We start from the raw sequence: 17,806 nt of genomic DNA on the forward strand, positions 1-17,806 counted from the left end.
GCCGTCCATATCCTCCGCCCCCATCGCGGCCGCGTCGGCTCACTCGCCGGCGCGGCCGCGTTCGCGCCCGAGGCTCTTGCGATCGAACCGGAACCGGCCTCGGCGGCCGATCGCCTCGTTGTCGGGCCCGGTGGGCGCCAGGCTGGGGTCCCCCCCGATCCCCCCGCCGGGGCCCCCGGGGGCGCGGGGCGTCCCCGTGAGCAGGGCGGCGTTGTAGGGGAGCGAGATCGGGGTGATCCGGTTCACCTTCCAGACTCCGGGCTTGGTCTCCTCGAAGCCGAGCGACCACGTCGTGTCGGCCGCGCCCGAGCCGCCGAGGCCCAGCGGCCCCTGGACGCTCCCCCGGACGAAGACCTTGAACTCGGCCTTCCCCCGGCGGGTCCGCCTCCCCGCGCTGGCCTGCAGGCCGCGGACCCGGACGATGTCGAACTTCGACCGCCCGACGCTCGCCTGGATCATCGTCCGGGTCGCCAGGGGGGGGATCGACTCGCCGGACTGGACGTACTGGACGTCGTCGGTGAGGTGGGCCAGCATCGCCGCGGAGTCCGACGCCAGGAGCGACCGCCGGAGGTCGTAGACCACCGCCTCGATCCGCTCCTCGTCCGTCACCCAGAACCACTCCACTCCCGCCGTCAAGACCGCCGCCGCCACGGCCGACAGCCCCCAGATCAGGTACTTCCCCTCCTGCCGGGCCTTCAACGCCAGGAAGCAGGCGGCCGCGACCAGCAGCAAGGCCCCCACCGGCAACGTCGCGTCGTCCGAGAACATGCTCATCCCGCCGCCCCCCTCGTCCTGAGTCCTACGCTTGTAAGATCACGGGGGTATTGTCGCCCCGGCCCGGCCCCGGGACCAGCCCTCGATCAGTCGGATTTCCGGGAATCCTCGTCGGGTTCGGCCTTGGCCTTGGCCTTCGGCTCGTCGGGGTCGGCCTTCTCGTCGGGGTCGGCCTTCTCGTCGGGTTCGGCCTTGGCCTTGTCGGCGGCCTTGGACTTCTCGGCGGGGCCGGGGCGGGCGGTCTGGACGTCGGTGTAGGCGACGGGGACCTGGTTGTAGCGGGGCTCCCACTCGTTGGGCCGGAGCTTGAGGTTGGCGTCGAGATACTTGACCAGGGCCTCGGCCGCGCCGGGCTCCAGGCGGAGGAGCTTGTAGCCGCGGAGGGGGGAGGGGAACAGCTCCACCTTGTTGCCCCGGCTGCGCTCCAGGTCCTTGCGCACGGCCTCGACGGCGTCCTTGGACGCGACGTCCTTCTCGCCGGCCATCAGCAGCATGGGGACGCGGGGGGCGAGCTGGGGGGCGACCCGGGAGAGGAGGTAGCCGGACCCTTCGGGCTGGGGCGAGACCAGGACGAGCGACCCGAGGTCGGCGGGGCGTCCCTCGGTGGAGACCGCCGCGCCGGGCTGGTAGGCCCACGCCGCGACCAGGTTGGCGCCGTCGCCCACGCCCACGACGCCGAGCTTGCCGACGTTCAGCTCGCCCCGGTTGTGCCGGTCCAGGAGGAACTGGTAGGCGGCCTGGAGGTCGTCGGCCATGGCCTCGCGCTCGTCGGCGGCGAGGGTCCGCCTGGGGTTCTGGCCCTGCCCCCTCAGGTCCATCGAGAAGACGGCGTAGCCCTGGGCCTGCAGGTGCTCGGCCAGGCCCTTCCCCTTGAACTCCAGGACCGCGTCCTCGAAGTCCTTGCGCGAGCGCTGCTTCTCGTGGACCAGCGCGACCGCCGGGGCGTTGGCGCCGAGCTTCGACGGGTAGTAAGAGGCCGCCAGCGGGGTGCCGTCGAACGATCGGAGCTTGAACGTGTAGTGATACGTCCCGAGGGCCCCGGCCTTCCCCTCGGCCTGCCTGGCGAGCGGGTCGCCCCCCTCGGGCCGCACCTTCTTCAGCGGCTCGCCCCCCTGGTCGCGCAGGGGGCGGGCGCCCCGCCGCCGGCCCTCCTGGGCCGCGACGCCCAGCGTGGTCGTCAGCGCGAGCGCGAGGGCCCAGAATCTCCGACTCGCCAGCAGTCCGCGCATGGGCTCGGCTCCCCGTATTCGGCTCGTTTCGACGCGGCGTGCTCGCGCGCGGGGCCGACGGCCACGCCGCCCCCCGACGCCTTCGCCTTCCCCCTCATCCTAAGACGCCCGGGGCCGATCCACAAGCACGAGCGCGAGGAGGCTCGCCGGGCGATGCGCGCGCGGGTCAGCCCCGTTCGACCCCACGGCGGGCGTCGTCCAGCATGTCGGCGAGGGTCTGCTCGATGGGGACGATCGGCTCCCACCCCACGGCGGCGCGGAGCCTGGAGGCGTCGGCGACGAGGTAGGGGAGGTCCACCGCGCGGAACCGGGCCGGGTCGACGCGGACCTCGACCGGCCGGGAGGCCAGGCCGCGGAGGGTCTCCAGGGCGTCGGCCAGCCTGAGGCCCCGGCCGGAGCCCAGGTTGTAGATCTCGCCGGGGGTCCCGCCAAGGGCGAGCAGGCGGTAGGCGCGGACGACGTCGCGGACGTCGGTGTAGTCGCGGACTACGTCCAGGTTGCCGACCTCGACGGCCTCCTTCCGGCCGGCCTCGACCTCGGCGACCTGCCGCGCGAGCGTCGCCAGGACGTACCGGGGGGACTGCCGGGGGCCGGCGTGGTTGAACGGCCGGGCCATGACCACGTCCAGGTGGTCGGCCAGGTGCATCTGCACGCCCAGCAGGTCGGCCGCCGCCTTGCTCGCCGCGTAGGGGTTGTTCGGCCGCAGCGGGCACGACTCCGAGACCGGGATGAACTCGGGCGCGGGGTCGCCGTAGCAGGTCCCGGAGCCGACGATCACGACCCGGGGCGTGGGCTCCAGGCCGGCCGCCTTCACGGCCGAGAGCAGGTTGAGCGTCCCCCCCAGGTTCAAGGCCCAGGTGCCGCGCGGGTCGTCCACGCTGGCCCGGGGGTTGGACTGGGCGGCCAGGTGGTAGATCGCCTCGGGCCGCTTGCGGGCGAGCAGCCCGGCCAGGTCCGTCTCGGCGTCGGCCAGGTCGGCGCGCTCGACCCGGACCTCGCGGGCCAGGGCCGCCAGGTCGTCCGGGAACCGGCCCGAAGCCGAGACCCCGACCACCTGATCGCCGCTCGCCAGCAGGTGCTCGGCGAGGTGCCCCCCCACGAACCCGGTGATCCCGGTCACGAACGCTCGCACGGCGGCCGACCTCCCGAAAGGCTGTGGTTGCAACGCCTTCCCCCGGCGGGGGAAGGGAAGAACTCGGATTCCCCGCCGCCGTCAGGCTTGGCGATAAGCCCCCGACTTCACCCGGTCGACCCAGACGGAGTTGGCATTGTACCAGGCGACGGTCTCTTCCAGGCCCTGCTCGAAGGTGACGGTCGGCTTCCAGCCCAGCTCGCGCTCGGACTTGGCGCAGTCGACGGCGTAGCGGCGGTCGTGGCCGGGGCGGTCGGTGACGTACCTGATGAGGGCCTCGGTCTTGCCGGTCAGCCGCAGGACGGCCCGGGTGACGTCCATGTTGAACCGCTCGCTGCGGCCGCCGAAGTTGTAGACCTCGCCGGCCTTCCCCTTCCGCAGGGCCGCGTCGACCCCCCGGCAGTGGTCGATCACGTGGATCCAGTCGCGGACCTGCATGCCGTCGCCGTAGACCGGCACGGGCTGGTCCGCCAGGGCGTTGGTGATGAACAGCGGGATGAGCTTCTCGGGGAACTGGTACGGCCCGTAGTTGTTCGAGCAGCGGGTCGTCACCACGTCCATGCCGTGGGTGTGGAACGCCGCCCGGACGAGCAGGTCGGAGCCGGCCTTGCTGGCCGAGTAGGGGCTGTTGGGCGTGAGCGGGGTCTCCTCGGTGAACGCCGGGTCCTTCGGGCCGAGGGTGCCGTAGACCTCGTCGGTGGAGACGTGGACGAACCGGGGGACCCTGGCCGCGCGGGCGGCGTCCAGCAGGTTCTGGGTGCCGATCACGTTGGTCCGCAAAAACGGCGTGGCGTCGTCGATCGAGCGGTCGACGTGGCTCTCGGCGGCGAAGTGGACGATCGCGTCGAAGCCGCCGCCGGCGATCAGGTCGGCCACGAACGGCCGGTCGGCGATGTCGCCGCGGACGAACGCGTACCGCGAGTCCCCGGCCAGGTCCGCCAGGTTGTCCGGGTTGCCCGCGTAGGTGAGGGCGTCCAGGTTGGTGATCGCAACTTCTGGGTATTCCCGGAGTTGCAGCCTGACGAAGTTGGCCCCGATGAACCCGCAGCCGCCGGTCACGAGGATCCGCTTGAACGAGGAGCCCATAGTCGCCCTTGCCCCATCCCTGAGCCTTCCGAGATTCTACCGTCACGAGGCTCGCCAGGGTAATCGGCGCAAGCCTTGACGGCAAGGCGGATTGCCGCCCCCGATCGCCCGCCGCCCCCCGGACGCGGGACGGGCCGGGCCCCGCGGCCCGATCCTCCCGGCCTTCTCACGCGGCCTTCACGCGGCCTTCTCATTCTTCTGTATCGTTATATGAGCGGTCGACACCGGTCCTCCGGCGGCCCGCTCCCCGCGATCCCCCCCATCCGATCGTGCATTCTTCCCAGGAGTCGAACTTGATCCCGCAACGTACCCACGCGCGACCCCGCGCGGGCTTCACGCTCATCGAGCTTCTCGTCGTCATCGCCATCATCGCCGTCCTGATCTCGCTCTTGCTGCCGGCCGTGCAGTCGGCCCGCGAGGCCGCCCGCCGGGCCCAGTGCACCAACAACCTGAAGCAGGTGGGGCTGGGGCTGCACAACTTCGAGAGCACGAACGGCTTCTTCCCCCCCTCGGGCATCCGGGGCTCGGGCGTCTGCCGACCGATGAACATCAACGTCGGCCCCAACGGCGGGATCCCGCTGAACGGCGAGTCGACCTCCAGCTACCTCTTTACGCACATCCTGCCGTACATGGAGCAGCAGCCGCTCTACTCCGCGTACAACATCCAGCGCGACTTCCGCCGGGCCGACAACTCCACGGCCGTCTCCACCCTGATCCCGACCCTCCTCTGCCCGTCGTCGGCGAACAGCGAGAAGTACCACACTTTCAATGATGCCAACGGCGACGCGACGGTCTGCGGCGGCCCTTTCACGAACGTCAAAACGGCCGTCACCGACTACGCGGTCAACAACGGGGTGGAGGAGAATTTCGTCAAGTCGGGCCTGATCGACATGACGACCTGGGGCCAGTTCGCGATGCTCCAGAACGTCACCGGCGGCGAGCCCGACAACATCACCCGGATCTCCCAGGTGACCGACGGGCTGTCCAACACCATCATGATGAGCGAGTCCGCCGGCCGCCCCCACCTGTACCGCAGCGGCGGCCGCCGGGCTTCGACCGCCGCCCCCGGCGAGGGCTCCGCCGGCGGCTGGGCCGACTACGACACCGGCTACACCCTGCACAGCTACACCCTCGACGGCAGCAAGACCCCCGGCCCCTGCTTCACCAGCTGCTACAACGGCAACGAGGACTACTCGTTCCACCCCGGCGGCGGCAACTACCTGATGGGCGACGGCTCCGTCCGCTTCATCAAGGGGACCACCAGCATCCAGATCTACGTCCGCCTGCTCACCCGAGCGCAGGGCGAGATCGTCTCCAGCGACCAGTTCTGACCCGAGCGAAGGACCCCGGCCATGTTCCGTCGAATCCTCCACGCCTCGGCCCCGATCGCCGTCGCTCTGGCCGTAGTCGGCTGCGGCGAGGACCTTGGCTACCAGTTCCCCGTCCACCCCGCCTCCGGCCAGGTCTCCTGGAAGGGGTCGCCGGTGAGGGGGGCCATGGTGCGGTTCCACCCCGTCGATCCCTCGGCCCTCCAGCCCCCCAAGGGGGAGGAGGCCCTCCCCCTGGCCCTGGCCACAGAGACCGAGGCCGACGGCTCGTTCACGATGAGCACCTACTTCGCCGACGACGGCGTCCCCGCCGGCGAATACGTCGTCACCGTCACCCCCCTCCGCGAGGGGGCCGCCGCGGCCGACGCCGGACCCGACGTCGACCCGACCGTCCCGGTCGAGGAGACCGAGGTCCACCCCGACGACCTCCCCCCGGGCACCCGCCGCAAGGCCGCCCCCAAGCCCACCTTCGCCAAGCTCTACCGCGACCCGGCCGCCTCCCCCCTCCGGGCCACCGTCAAGCCCGGCGGCGAGAACCGCTTCACCTTCGAACTCGACGCCCCCGAAGGCAAGGCCGCCCGCGCCGTCGCCACCCGATCGTCCGAGTAAGCCCAAGCCCGACATCGCCGGTCCCCGAGATTGGGTTCGTTCGCGCAGGCCGCGAACGAACCCAATTCGCCGTAACGAGCCATCGAGGATGGCTTTAGGCTTGTTGCGTCCGGCCGGCGATTGGCTTCGTTCGACCACTTTCCCCATGCTTTCTCCGCACATCGGACGCTTCATCCGCCCTACTCCCCAAGCTCCCGACCGCCCCTCGCGATTTGGCTTCGTTCGCGCCGCCCCGGAAACGAACCCATCGGGCGCAAGCGATTTCCAGAATAAGGGTTGCGGCGTTCGTTCGGGGCTTGAAATTGGGTTCGTTCGGCGTGTCTTCCGCGAGTCCTCGATCCTCGTCGTCGGGGCGGCCGCCGTCGACGCGTCGTGGATCGAGAGTCCACCAACTTACACGGTGACGCCGATCCGCAGATTGCGGCGGCGATGTCTCGCGATTCCCACGCCGGGCCCCCGTGGGCTCTCCTGGCGCGTACCTCCGACCTTTCCCCGGTTCTTCCCGCCCGGCGCGGGGAGGAGGCTCTGAGGGCCAGATGGGGGGAAAACGAGCACGAAAACCGGCGGAGAATCGGCCAGGTCGGCCGTCGCGAATCGTCCTTCTCCCCTCGTGGGAGAAGGTGCCGCGCAGCGGCGGATGAGGGGGCGGGCGCGAGAAGCCGTCGCCTCCTCGCTCCGTCCGCCTTGAGGATCCCCCTCATCGACCGCTCCGCGGCCCTTCCCCCACCGAGGGAGAAGGGAGGAGAGACGAATCCCTTCCCGGAGTTCGGAGGAAGCTCCGGGTGCCGGCGGGTTGCCCGATGTCCCCTCGACCTCCGCTCGGTTACGCTTGGGGCATGCACCCATCCGAGGGGGTGGGACGCCGGCCGGGGTCGTCGAGGGGGAGGACGAGGGTCATGGTTCGCATCGCCGGGGTTCGGGGCGCGGCGGTCGCCTTGGGGGCGGCCTGGCTGCTGACGGGCTGGTGGGAACGGCCGGCGGCGGGCCAGGCGACGGAGCCGCGCCTCCCGGGCGCGGTGACGTCTTGCCCGGCCTGGCTGAAGTCGGGCGCTCCGTTCGACATGACGGCCTTCTTCGCCGAGCCGCCCGCCGGGAAGAACGCCGCGCCGCTGTACTTCCCGGCCTTCGCCGAGTTCGGCCCCGAGGTGGACGCATGCCTGCCGCCGCCCGAGAAGGGCCGGGGGCAGATCCCGGAGGCCACGGATCGGGCCAGGCGGATCGGCGAGCTTTACGGCGTGATGGACAAGACGCCCGAGAGCCTGGATCGGAAGGCGCTCGACGCCCTGCTCGCCGAGCTGAACGACGGCTACCGCAAGCTCGCGGGCGTCCAGCGGCGGCCGGAATGCGCCTTCGCGGTCGGTCTCACGCCCGATTCGCTCCTGCCGCACGCCCAGGCCGCGCGCACGGTCGCCCGGGCGGTCTGCCTGCGGATCTTCCGCGACGCCGAGAAGGGGAACCTGGAGCGGGCGATCCCCGACCTGGCGATGATCCTCCGCCTGAGCCGCGACCTCCGCCCGCGCGGGCCGGCGATCGTGCAGCTGGTGAGCGGGGCGATCGACGGCATCGCGCTCCTGGAGTCGCTGCCGGCGATCCTCCGCTCGCCGACGCTGAAGGTCGCGCATTGCGACCGCCTCGTCGCCCTCCTGCGCGAGCACGACGCCGGGCTCGACCGCTTCGTCACGGGGGCCAAGGCGGAGTACGTCATGCAGCGGACGTTCCTGCGGGCCTGCCAGGAGAAGCGGCTCGCGCAGGCGGGGCCGGACGGCCGGCCCTTCGACAAGCTGCTGTCGATCACCGACGCGGCCGAGATGGTGGTGGCGACCCTGAACATGGCCACGCCGGACCAGAAGCCCGCCCAGGCCAACTCGGTGGCCGCCGTCGAGGTCCTGCTCCGGGCCCACACCCCCGCCTGGCCCCAGGAACGGCGCGCGTTGGACGAGATCGCCCGCGCGATGACCGCGCCGGGACCGATCCGCTACGCCGACCGGATCCGCCAGATCGAGGAGCTGAAGGTCAAGCACCTGGGCGGCCGGATCCCCGACTCGCTCTGGGTGGCCCAGGCGTGCGCCTTCCCCTACGACACGCAGGCGCTCTCCATCGCCCGGGTCGACGCCTACAACCGGGCCTCGCAGGGCCTGGCGGCGATCCGCCGCTGGCAGCTCGCGCACGGCGGCGAGTCGCCGGCCTCGTTCGAGGCGGCCTGCAAGGAGGCCGGGCTCCCCGCCGTCCCCGTCGACCCGTTCCCGCTCGCCCCGATGAAGGCGACGGTGATCGACGGCCGCCCCGTGGTCTACTCCATCGGCCCCGACGGCGTCGACGACAAGGGCCGCAACGACTCCAACCTCGGCCGCCGCCCCCAGGGCGACCTGGTCTTCCGCCTCCCCGAACCGGCGAAGTGACGGGATCCGGCGGGATCGGCGGGTCTTCCCTTCACCCGCCAGGGGGGAAGGGGTGGAGATATCAGGATAAGTCCACGACGAAGGCGTCCGGGACCTCGGCCTCGACGAGGAGGCGGGCGAGGTTGAGCCAGGGGCCGCAGCGGTCGAGGACGCCGGAATCGGCGGTCGCGACGGGGGGGCCGGGGAGGAGCAGGAGGGGGTCGGGGTCGGGGACGACCTCGGCCGTCGCGCGGAGGTCGACCGCGCGGATCAGGGCGGCGAGTAGTCCGCTGTTGGAGACCGGCGCGTCGAGCAGCCACGCCCGCGGGCCGACGCCCCAGGCGTCCAGCCGACGCGCGGCCAGCTCCAGGGCGGGGCGGGTCTCCGCGACCTTGCGGTAGGAGCCGTGGACGCCCGCCAGGTCGCGGAAGCAGCCGTCGCGGCCCCCCAGGACCACGCCGCCGCCGAGCGCGGATTCCAGCGTCAAGACGAGGTTGAAGCCGTCGATCCGGATCGGTCGTCCGCGCAGGGCGTCCACGCCCAGGAGCCGTTCCCGACGGCCCGCGACGGCCGCGTCCGGCCCGGCGCAGCGGAGCACGGCGAGGCGCTGGCGCTCGACCAGGCGGTGGCGGTCCCCCACCAGCTTGAGCGCCGAGGGCCCGGCGTAGCCGCGCGAGAGCAGCCACGAGAACTCGGCCGCGGCCGTCGCCAGCGCCGGGCGGGCCGGCCCGCCGAAAAGCTCCCGGTCCCGAGGCCCCGGCCCTCGATGCGTCCGCGTGTCCGGCACGGCCTCGCCCCACGTCGCCCCCGGTCGTTCGGCCCTCGACGCGGTCGGCATCGTACCACGCCCCGGGCCGGGCGCCGTCCGCGCCGGGGCGGGCCTTGCAAAATCGACAATCGAGATTTCCGGTTTTTCGCGTCGCCATCCCGGGCCGTCCCTCGAATGATCCCTCGGACGGCCGTCCAGATCCTCACTTCCAAGGCGCACCTCGATCGACAGGGAACGGCGAGAACGGCGATCGACGGGGCCAATTCTCGGTCCCGCGTCGGCGCTCGTCGTCCGCGCCCGCCCGCCGCAGGATGGCGGGATGCATCGCCGGGGGAACGTGGTAGGACGCCCGCCCCCGGCGATGCGGACATTCACGAAAGGATTCAAGACGATGTCGAGAAGGAAGGACCAGTCCGCCTCGCCCGGCCGGCCGGGAAGGCGCGAGAAGCGGAAGAGCGCCCCGGCGCTCGCGCCGCTGGAGGACCGCCGGCTCATGTCGGCCGACCTGAGCCTGGGGGCGGCGCCGATCCCGCGCGACGCGACGGTCACGATGGTCCGGGCCGCGGACCACGGCGTGACGACCCTGGCGGCCGCCAGCCCGTCGCTCTCGTTCGAGGGGGACTACGTCGTCCAGTCCTCGTCCGCCGAGTGGGTCAACCTGGGCTCGGACGCCCAGTTCGGCCCGACGGCCCAGTTCGCCCTCCACGCCCCCTCCGGCCTGGACGTGGCGTATCCCGCGACCGGCCTGCCGGCCGACCCGCCGGTCTTCCACGCCACGACCCTGCCGGCCTTCGACGGCCGGGCGATCGACCCGGCGGCCCTGCCATACACCAGCGGCTTCGCCGGGGAGGGCGCGACGATCGAGGTCGACCCCGAGGCCCAGGCGCGCCGCGAGGCGCTCGACGCGGCCTTCGCCAAGCTCGACGCCGACACCCGGGCCGTCACGGACAAGTCCGAGGTGACGCCGAAGCTCCTGGCCACGCTCCGCAAGGCGAGCGAGAAGGCCGCCGAGGAGGCGGGCGAGCCCGACGCCGAACTCGTGCAGGCGCTCCGCGACGACGCCCTGGCGGTGCAGGAATCCGGCACGTTCACCGACGAGCAGCAGCAGCGGCTCAAGGACGGCTACACGGCCGTCCTCAAGAGCGCCGGCGTCTCCGACGGCACGATCGCCGAGCTGTTCGCGGCGCAGGACGCCGTGAAGGCGGCCAGCCGCGTCACGCCCGAGGACCTGCGGACCCTCGCCGCCGACCACGCGGCGATCCAGGACTTCCTCGACGCCATGCCCCAGGAGCCGGTCTCGATCCTCCCCGCGTTCGACGGCGGCCCGATCGCCTTCTCGGGCCGGGAGCCCGCGGCCTTCCGGGGCTCCTGGGACGGCGCGGGGGGCGCCGCCGGCGCGACGCTGCCGGCCGGCCAACCGGTGACGATCGCGGCTACGGACGCGGACCTCGCCGCCACCTCGCAGCCGGTGACGATCGCGGCTACGGACGCGGACCTGGCCGCCACGTCGCAGCCGGTGACGATCGCCGCTCGGCCGGGGGTGGTGAACTTCGGCAACGTGCAGGGCCTCCCGTCGCGGTTCCACCAGGGCGACTTCGAGGCGATCCGCCAGAGCGCGGGGCTCGGGCTCCGTCAGGGCGGGGGGCTCGCCCGGCGCATGACGATGCGAGGCGGCCAGGGGACGGCGAACGTCGTCGTCCAGCCGGGCGGCTCCAACGCGGTCGCGCGGCGGGGGCCCGTCTCGGGCTTCGTCCGCCAGGCGGGCCAGCCGGCCGCCGTCCCGTCGACGCAGGGCAAGGCCGACCCGAACGCCGTCATCGGCCTCGGCGCGTCGCGGAATCGGGCCAAGCTTCCCGGCTCCTGAGCCGGGGCCGATCGCCGTCGCGCCGGCCGAGGGGGGACGCCCCCCGGCCGGCGCGCGGACGGTCCGTCGTCCGGGCGGCGTCGGCCCGCCCCCGGGCTCGCCCTCGGGCGCGAACCCGCGGACATCCCTCGGGCCCGGGGGCGGGCCCGCGCCGCCCCTCGTCGTTTCTTCTCCGAATCCCCCGGCGAGCTTCATCGCCCCGGGGTATCCTGGGGCCTCGTTCGACGACCCGGAACGCAACCGAACAGGACCCCGACCGTGCTCGACCTTTCCGAACTGCGCGCCGCGGCGCGGACCGAGGGCGGCGTCAGCCGCCGCCTCTTCCTGGCCTACGGCGCCGCCCTGTCGTCGCTGCCGCTCCTGGGCTCTCGGGCCGTCGCCGGCTCGCGCCGCGCGAGCTTCGAGTCCGACCCGTTCACGCTCGGCGTGGCGTCGGGCGACCCGACGGACACGGGCGTCGTCCTGTGGACCCGGCTCGCGCCGAAGCCGCTCGACCCCGACGGCGGCCTCGCCCCCGAGGCGGTCGAGGTGGCGTGGGAGGTCGCGACCGACGACGGCATGCGCGAGGTCGTCCGCAAGGGGACGACCGTCGCCACGCCCCAGCTCGCGCACTCGGTCCACGTCGAGGTCGAGGGCCTGGAGCCCGACCGCTGGTACTTCTACCGCTTCCGCGCCGGCGACGCCGCCAGCCCGGTCGGCCGGACCCGCACCGTCCCGGCCGCCGACGCCTCGCCCGACCGCCTCCGGTTCGCCTTCGCCTCCTGCTCGCACTTCGAGGCCGGCTACTTCACCGCCTACCAGCACATGGCCCAGGACGACCTCGACCTGGCGTTCCACCTGGGCGACTACATCTACGAAGGCCCCGGCCGCGACGGCGGGGTCCGCCGGCACTCCGGGCTTGAGATCGAGACCCTGGCCGACTACCGGATCCGCCACGCCCAGTACAAGACCGACGAGCACCTGCGGGCCGCGCACGCCCGCTGCCCCTGGGTCGTCACCTGGGACGACCACGAGTTCGACAACAACTACGCCGCCGAGATCTCCGAGAAGCAGGGGATCGACCCGGTCGACTTCCTGGAGCGCCGCGCCAACGCCTATCAGGCGTACTACGAGGCGATGCCCCTGCGGGCCAGGTCGCTGCCCCACGGCCCCCACATGAAGCTGTATCGCACCGTCGGCTACGGCCGACTGGCGGCGTTCCAGGTCCTCGACACCCGCCAGTACCGCACCGACCAGCCCAACGACGACCGCCCCGCCGAGCTGGACGACGCCGCGCTCAGCCCCAAGAACACCATCCTGGGCGCGAAGCAGGCCGACTGGCTGAAGGCGTCCCTCCTTCGGTCGACCGGGACGTGGAACGTGCTGGCCCAGCAGGTGATGATGGGCATGGTCGCCCGTTCCCGACGGCCGGGCGAGCGCGAGCTGTACTCGATGGACCAGTGGCCCGGCTACGCGGCCGAGCGGATTAAGCTGGCGAAGTTCCTGGCCGACCGCCGCGTGCCGAACCCCGTCGTCCTCACGGGCGACATCCACTCCAACTGGGTGAACGACCTGCGCGTCGACGACCGCAAGCCCGAAAGCCCGATCGTCGCCACCGAGTTCGTCGGCACGTCGATCACGAGCGGCGGCAACGGCGTCGCCGAGGTCGAAGGCCTCGACGCCCTGCTCGCCGCCAACCCCGGCGTCCGCTTCCACAACCGCCAGCGCGGCTACGTCCTCTGCACCCTCACGCCGCAGTCGTACACCAGCGACTACCGCATCGTCGAGGACGTGAAGTCCCCCGGCGCGGCGATCAAGACGCTCAAGTCGTTCGTCGTCGAGGCCGGCAAGCCCGGCGCGCAGCCGGCCTGAGACGACGTCGCGATCCGGCCTCGGTCGTCGCATCGAGGCCGGATTCGCCCGCCGATGCGGATCGGCGGCACGTCAGCCGGTCGCGCCGATGGTCGCCTTCAGGGTCGTGCGGTCGCAGGTCGGGACGTGGTCGCGCTTGTCCTTGTCGGCCGCCGAGGAGACCAGGGTCGCGACGTCGGGTTACGCGAGCACCTTCATCGGGATCGCCAGCATGGCCGGATTCCCGTCGGCGGTGTTGTCCGCGGATCGGCGATAGACGGGCCGCAGGCATCTCGCGACGTCCCAGGTCTTCACCTGCGCGGTCGTGACCCAGTCGTACCAGCCGTCGGACCTGACGACGCCCTCGTCGTCCACGGAGTAGTCTTCGAAGCAGTGGCCCAACTGCCCCCGCGACGGGGTACGGCAGCGGGACGGGGTAGGCGAAGTAGGCGGGCATGGCTTTCCTGTCGTCTGGATGAGGAAGTCCGTCGGGCACGGAGGGCCGCCGGAGCGGCGATCTCATGCCGCCGCGCCCATCCCTGGGGCGCTTCGGGCGTCGAGGGCCGGGACGGCGTCGCGCCGGACCGGCCATCTCCCTCAAACTGCTACAGGAATGCGGAATTGCGACAAGGACGCGCGGATTCAATGGGCCGGCGCGTCCTCGCTCCGAGTCCGCGGACGCCGCATCCGGGCTGGGACGAATCGGCTCGGCGGGCGTCCGGGGCGGGGCTTGAAGAGGAGGAACGCCAGGACCTCATCGAGCCGTCCGTGGGCGTCGAGGTCGCCAAGTCTCTTCATGCTGGGCACGTCGGCCACGTAGGGGCCGCATCAGGTCGCCTGGAAATCGAGGACGACGACGCGCCCCTTGAGGTCCGCGATCGCGCTGGAGCGTCCCGAGGCCTCGTCGTCGAACTTCAAGGTGGAGGAGCTTGCCCACGAGTTCCATGACGGCGAGCGAGCCGAAAGCGGCCTTGCTGCGGGCGTCTCGGGATAGTCGGCGATCAGGCGGTCGAGCAGCATTCGCTTCACCGCGTCGCAGGTCGTCTGGGCGAAGCCAGGGAGGCTGGCGTCCAGGCGGTCCCCAGGTAGTCGGCTAGGAACCGCTCGACCACGGGGACCGCACTCGGGGAGACGAATCCTCGGCGCCTCGACCCGGGCGTGCAAATTTTGTCCTTGTTTGGGTCTTTTAACTCGATGCTGTCTTGGTTTTAAAAAATTGTGACGATATGGGTTTTTTTTGTTTGAAACAAGGCGGCGGAGATGGAATATTGGTCGAGAACATCCTGGCATGATTTGGTCTGAACCGCAAAGGCTCGCTGGCCGAAGGGGGGGGGATGTTTACGCGTCGCGCACATCTCGGCCGTCTCAAGCTAGATTTCGCGATCGTCCTTCTGACCTCGCTGGCATCTGCCGCGGCCGGTCGGTCCGAGGCGCAAGATCAACTTGAACAACTCGTCTACGACCATCCTCCGACCCCAAGGCTCCTGCCGAAACAGGAGCCATCCTTTGCGCCTCTAGACGCCGAATCCGATCGGTTCATCCACGTCCGCGAGGCGAGATCGGAGTTTGGCGTCAGCGGCGCGGGGCTTGCCGTGGTCGTCGTCGACACCGGAGTGAATCAGGATCATGTCTCGTTCCAGGGCCAGTTGCTTCCTGGAATGAACTTCAGCGAGAAAGGGGCGCCGGAGAACACGCTGGACCTCGATGGGCATGGGAGCAACGTCGCGGGAATCATCGGTGCGAAGGTTCTTCTGAACGAGGATATGCCCGTCGGGATCGCTCCCGGTGCCCGGATCATCCCACTCAAAGTGTTCCCCGGCGGCCAGTCTTCCCGCATCGTCGACGCATTGCAGTGGACCCTGGATCACCAAGATCGATACCTGACCGAGCACGGGGTCTTGATCTCCGCCGTCAACCTCTCGCTTGGCACCAGGGAGAATATCACCAGGGGGATGGGGAGAGAGGCGCCCGACAAGGCGAAGCAGGCCGAACTGATTGGGCGACTTCGATCGCGGGGGATCGTGGTGACGGTTTCGGCCGGCAATCATTACTTCCCGTTCGAGTCGAAAGAGGGGATGAGCTTTCCGGCGATCTGTCAAGATACCGTGAGTGTCGGCGCCGTTTTCGACGACGTGTATCGAGCCCGTCCTGGAGGCGTCCCGTGGCGAGAGTACACCGACGGATCGGTGGTATTCTCTGGCCTTCCGTCGCGGTGCGTGGCGTTCTCGCAGAGATTGGGCGAGCATGTCGGGGGGGCGAGTCGTACGGACCTGTTCGCCCCTGGCTTCATCATGACTTCCATGGGTCCATCGACGGATCGCGAGGGCCAGGACAAGGCCCGCACGCGCACCACGCAGGACGGCACGAGTCAGGCTGCCCCGGTCACGGCCGGCGTGGCGCTCCTGCTGCAGGAAAGCTATATGCGAATGAACATGGCGACGGGACGCTCGTCGTCGGATCTCCCGTCCGTCGATCTAATCGAGGAATGCCTCCGCAATGGCGGCGTGGAATTCGACGACGTCGAGGATGCGGAAGCCGCGCGGATGGACAACGTCAGCGGCTGCGGGGCCCGCTTCGTGCGGCTCGACGCGCTTGGCGCCTTGAGGTATCTGAGGAGCCGTTGGGAGCCGAACCTCGTGCCGGATCTCAGGGCGAGGCAGGCCGACCTGCTGGCGAATGCGAAGCCGTCGGTGGAGATCGCCCCACGCTCGACGAAGATCAAGCTGGTGATGGCGTCCACGGTGAAAGGGGTGGTCGAGCCTGCCCGAGATTTGGATCGTATCGAGAACATGATTCGACGGGGCGCGGTCGCCTCCGGAATCGAGCCCCCGATCGTCTCTCCATTGATCGGGCCGTTCGGTCGGAAAGCGTTGGAGGATCAGATCGAGAAAGCCCTGGCAGACGAGACGACTACGCTTGTTTGCTATCTGAAGCTTCACGGTCGGATCGATAAGAATCGTGAAGGCGCTCATATCATGGAACTTGATTTCTTGGACGCCGCGCAGCCAGAGCAGATCACGCGAGCCGAGGTGCGCAGGATCCTGGAGAATCAACAGGCCCGCCTGACGGTCTTGATCACCGAATCCTGCAGCCAGTCGGAGATCATCAGCGCGCCGATCGCGAGGGCGGGTGGATTCCCTAGGGAGCTTTTCGAAGCCCTATTCGTGAACCCCAGCGGTTTCACCGACGTCAACTCGTCGACTTACGCGCGTAACGGCCAGATCCTGGATCAGGCCGCCTGGATGGATGCGGATGGTGCAGTGTTCACCCGGATGCTCGTTCATGCTTTCGATGCGGGCGATCAGCAGGACGATATTCTGGCGCGGATCAGGCGAGAGGGCTCCGGAGCCTTCACCTGGCCAGGCTTTCTGAGCTATCTCACGGCGGAAACCACCTCCGAGTATCGGCGGTTGAAGACGAACCAACTGGTCGTCATCGACCGGGAACTGTCGGATCCGAGAACCATGCTCGACCGGCTCCAAAAATCACATTCGCTTCGCAATGGACTCGATCGGCAAACCGATCAATTTCCTCAGGCGTATGAGCTGGCCAGGTGAAGGCGCGACGTTCAACGAGGATAGGAGGACCGGAACCATGCCCGCGCGATTCGTCCACGCTTCGCTGCTCGCGGCGTTGATCCTGACGTCCGTCTCGACCCCGGCGGCCGGACAGGCGACGCCGGATGGGCCGCCGCCCGCCCGGAAGAAGACGATCAGGACGCTCTGGACCGGGAATCCGCGCATCAAGCCTGCTCGGTTCTTCACGCTGTTTATGTATTCGGAATCATTCAATCAAGGGCAAAGGGAAGATACTCATAAGAATATGACCAACATGTTCAGGGAGTTCAATAACGATGTCTCCGATCTTCGTGAGGCGCTTGGTCCGGAGCTTATCGATATCAGCAGGCCGGTTCGTGTCGATTCATCGGCGCGAGCGCCGCGCCCGCCCCGCTCTCAGAAGGACGGCGTCGACGAGTCGTACGTGGTGATCAAGGATAAGCGCGGCCTCCGAGATTGCATCGACGCCCTCAAGAAGGAACTCGAGGAGAACGATCCCGGAACCGACGACGTCGTTTTCGTCTATCTGCTCACGCACGGCGGCAAGGACCAGAACGGACGCGTCGTGCTTGAGGCCGGCGACCGTGACCTGGTCGATCGTCAGAACGACCTGGTGATGCCGTTGAAGTCGTTGGTGGCCGTGGATGATGGACCGGCGCGTTTGGTCGTGCTGATCACTGATAACTGCGCGGGGGACCGACTTGTTCGTGGGGTACGCCCCCAACCCGCGGCTCAGCCTGCCGCGGCCCCCCTCCTTCCCGAAACCTCGGAGAGGCGCGTAGGCGGCATCTGGCGAGCCCTCTACTTCGGCCACGAGGGCTTCGTCGACATCCAATCCGCCGATCCGAACCTGAACCAATCTGGGTATATCGTGGGTTCGAGTGGTTCGCTATTCCTGTTGGCATTCAGCTCCGCGCTGAGCGCCAATTCTATTGATTATCTGTTGGATCCTGATGAGCGCGATAGATTCAAGAGCATGAACAATTTTGCCAAGCGCAACCGTTTCGTAGAGAAACTCGATCGGCCTGACGCCAATGGCCTCAAAGACGGCGTCGTGGCCTGGAAGGATGAGTTCAGAGGGCATCTTGAACACGAGATGTCCCGGCTGTTCGACCAGGCTTTCAAGCGGAATGAGGGGCAACAGCGTCAGACGATCTCGTTCGACCTGTCCGGCGTGAAGGTGAGGCCGGCCGACGGCGGCATCCGAAATTGAATCAAGTGTAGGCTCCCCTCTCGCATTGTCGCTGCGG

The 17,806-nt window shown here is 69.8% G+C and carries 14 protein-coding genes; 7 read left to right on the forward strand and 7 right to left on the reverse strand.

Going from position 1 to position 17,806, the window contains the following annotated elements; translation table 11 throughout:
• Positions 1-39: 39 nt before the first annotated feature.
• From G6O68_RS09270 to rfbB, 4 genes are all read right to left on the reverse strand, one after another.
• On the reverse strand, positions 40-774 hold the full coding sequence (locus G6O68_RS09270) for a hypothetical protein (protein ID WP_165246895.1): 735 nt from the start codon (positions 772-774) through the stop codon (positions 40-42).
• 86 nt (positions 775-860) lie between these two features.
• Positions 861-2,003 (reverse strand): alpha/beta hydrolase, encoded by a 1,143-nt coding sequence (locus G6O68_RS09275; protein ID WP_165246897.1) that lies wholly within the window; start codon positions 2,001-2,003, stop codon positions 861-863.
• A 166-nt stretch (positions 2,004-2,169) separates the two neighbouring features.
• Positions 2,170-3,135: a GDP-mannose 4,6-dehydratase gene (locus G6O68_RS09280; RefSeq protein ID WP_165246899.1), complete on the reverse strand. Its 966-nt coding sequence runs from the start codon at positions 3,133-3,135 to the stop codon at positions 2,170-2,172.
• A gap of 81 nt (positions 3,136-3,216) precedes the next feature.
• Positions 3,217-4,221: a dTDP-glucose 4,6-dehydratase gene (rfbB, locus tag G6O68_RS09285; protein ID WP_165246901.1), complete on the reverse strand. Its 1,005-nt coding sequence runs from the start codon at positions 4,219-4,221 to the stop codon at positions 3,217-3,219.
• A gap of 293 nt (positions 4,222-4,514) precedes the next feature.
• Between rfbB and G6O68_RS09290 the strand changes: the two genes are divergently transcribed.
• From G6O68_RS09290 to G6O68_RS09300, 3 genes are all read left to right on the forward strand, one after another.
• Positions 4,515-5,552 carry a DUF1559 domain-containing protein gene (locus tag G6O68_RS09290; protein ID WP_165247024.1) on the forward strand — a complete coding sequence of 346 codons (1,038 nt, stop codon included), beginning with the start codon at positions 4,515-4,517 and terminating at the stop codon, positions 5,550-5,552.
• Positions 5,553-5,573: 21 nt separating this feature from the next.
• Positions 5,574-6,158, forward strand: coding sequence for a hypothetical protein (locus G6O68_RS09295; protein WP_165246903.1), 585 nt, complete (start codon positions 5,574-5,576; stop codon positions 6,156-6,158).
• An 896-nt stretch (positions 6,159-7,054) separates the two neighbouring features.
• Positions 7,055-8,557, forward strand: coding sequence for a hypothetical protein (locus tag G6O68_RS09300; protein WP_165246905.1), 1,503 nt, complete (start codon positions 7,055-7,057; stop codon positions 8,555-8,557).
• A 61-nt stretch (positions 8,558-8,618) separates the two neighbouring features.
• Here G6O68_RS09300 and G6O68_RS09305 read toward each other — a convergent pair whose 3' ends face one another.
• Positions 8,619-9,374 (reverse strand): DUF434 domain-containing protein, encoded by a 756-nt coding sequence (locus G6O68_RS09305; RefSeq protein WP_165246907.1) that lies wholly within the window; start codon positions 9,372-9,374, stop codon positions 8,619-8,621.
• A 322-nt stretch (positions 9,375-9,696) separates the two neighbouring features.
• On the opposite strand from G6O68_RS09305, the gene G6O68_RS09310 reads away from it, so the two are divergent.
• Entirely contained in the window at positions 9,697-11,169 is a 1,473-nt protein-coding gene (locus G6O68_RS09310; RefSeq protein WP_165246909.1) for a hypothetical protein, read from the forward strand.
• Between the two features lie 258 nt (positions 11,170-11,427).
• Complete coding sequence (locus tag G6O68_RS09315; RefSeq protein ID WP_165246911.1) at positions 11,428-13,020, forward strand: alkaline phosphatase D family protein; 1,593 nt, start codon at positions 11,428-11,430, stop codon at positions 13,018-13,020.
• Positions 13,021-13,200: 180 nt separating this feature from the next.
• Here G6O68_RS09315 and G6O68_RS09320 read toward each other — a convergent pair whose 3' ends face one another.
• Both G6O68_RS09320 and G6O68_RS09325 read right to left on the reverse strand, forming a co-directional pair.
• Entirely contained in the window at positions 13,201-13,374 is a 174-nt protein-coding gene (locus G6O68_RS09320) for a hypothetical protein (RefSeq protein WP_165246913.1), read from the reverse strand.
• Positions 13,375-13,827: 453 nt separating this feature from the next.
• Positions 13,828-14,028, reverse strand: a complete 201-nt coding sequence (locus G6O68_RS09325) for a hypothetical protein (protein ID WP_165246915.1) — start codon at positions 14,026-14,028, stop codon at positions 13,828-13,830.
• A gap of 305 nt (positions 14,029-14,333) precedes the next feature.
• Between G6O68_RS09325 and G6O68_RS09330 the strand changes: the two genes are divergently transcribed.
• A complete protein-coding gene (locus G6O68_RS09330) occupies positions 14,334-16,556 on the forward strand; it encodes a S8 family peptidase (protein WP_165246917.1) in 2,223 nt (740 codons plus the stop codon).
• 37 nt (positions 16,557-16,593) lie between these two features.
• Positions 16,594-17,769: a hypothetical protein gene (locus tag G6O68_RS09335; RefSeq protein ID WP_165246919.1), complete on the forward strand. Its 1,176-nt coding sequence runs from the start codon at positions 16,594-16,596 to the stop codon at positions 17,767-17,769.
• The last annotated feature ends 37 nt before the right edge of the window (positions 17,770-17,806 follow it).

It is taken from the genome of Paludisphaera soli, assembly GCF_011064595.1.
GTDB classification, from domain to species: Bacteria; Planctomycetota; Planctomycetia; order Isosphaerales; family Isosphaeraceae; genus Paludisphaera; species Paludisphaera soli.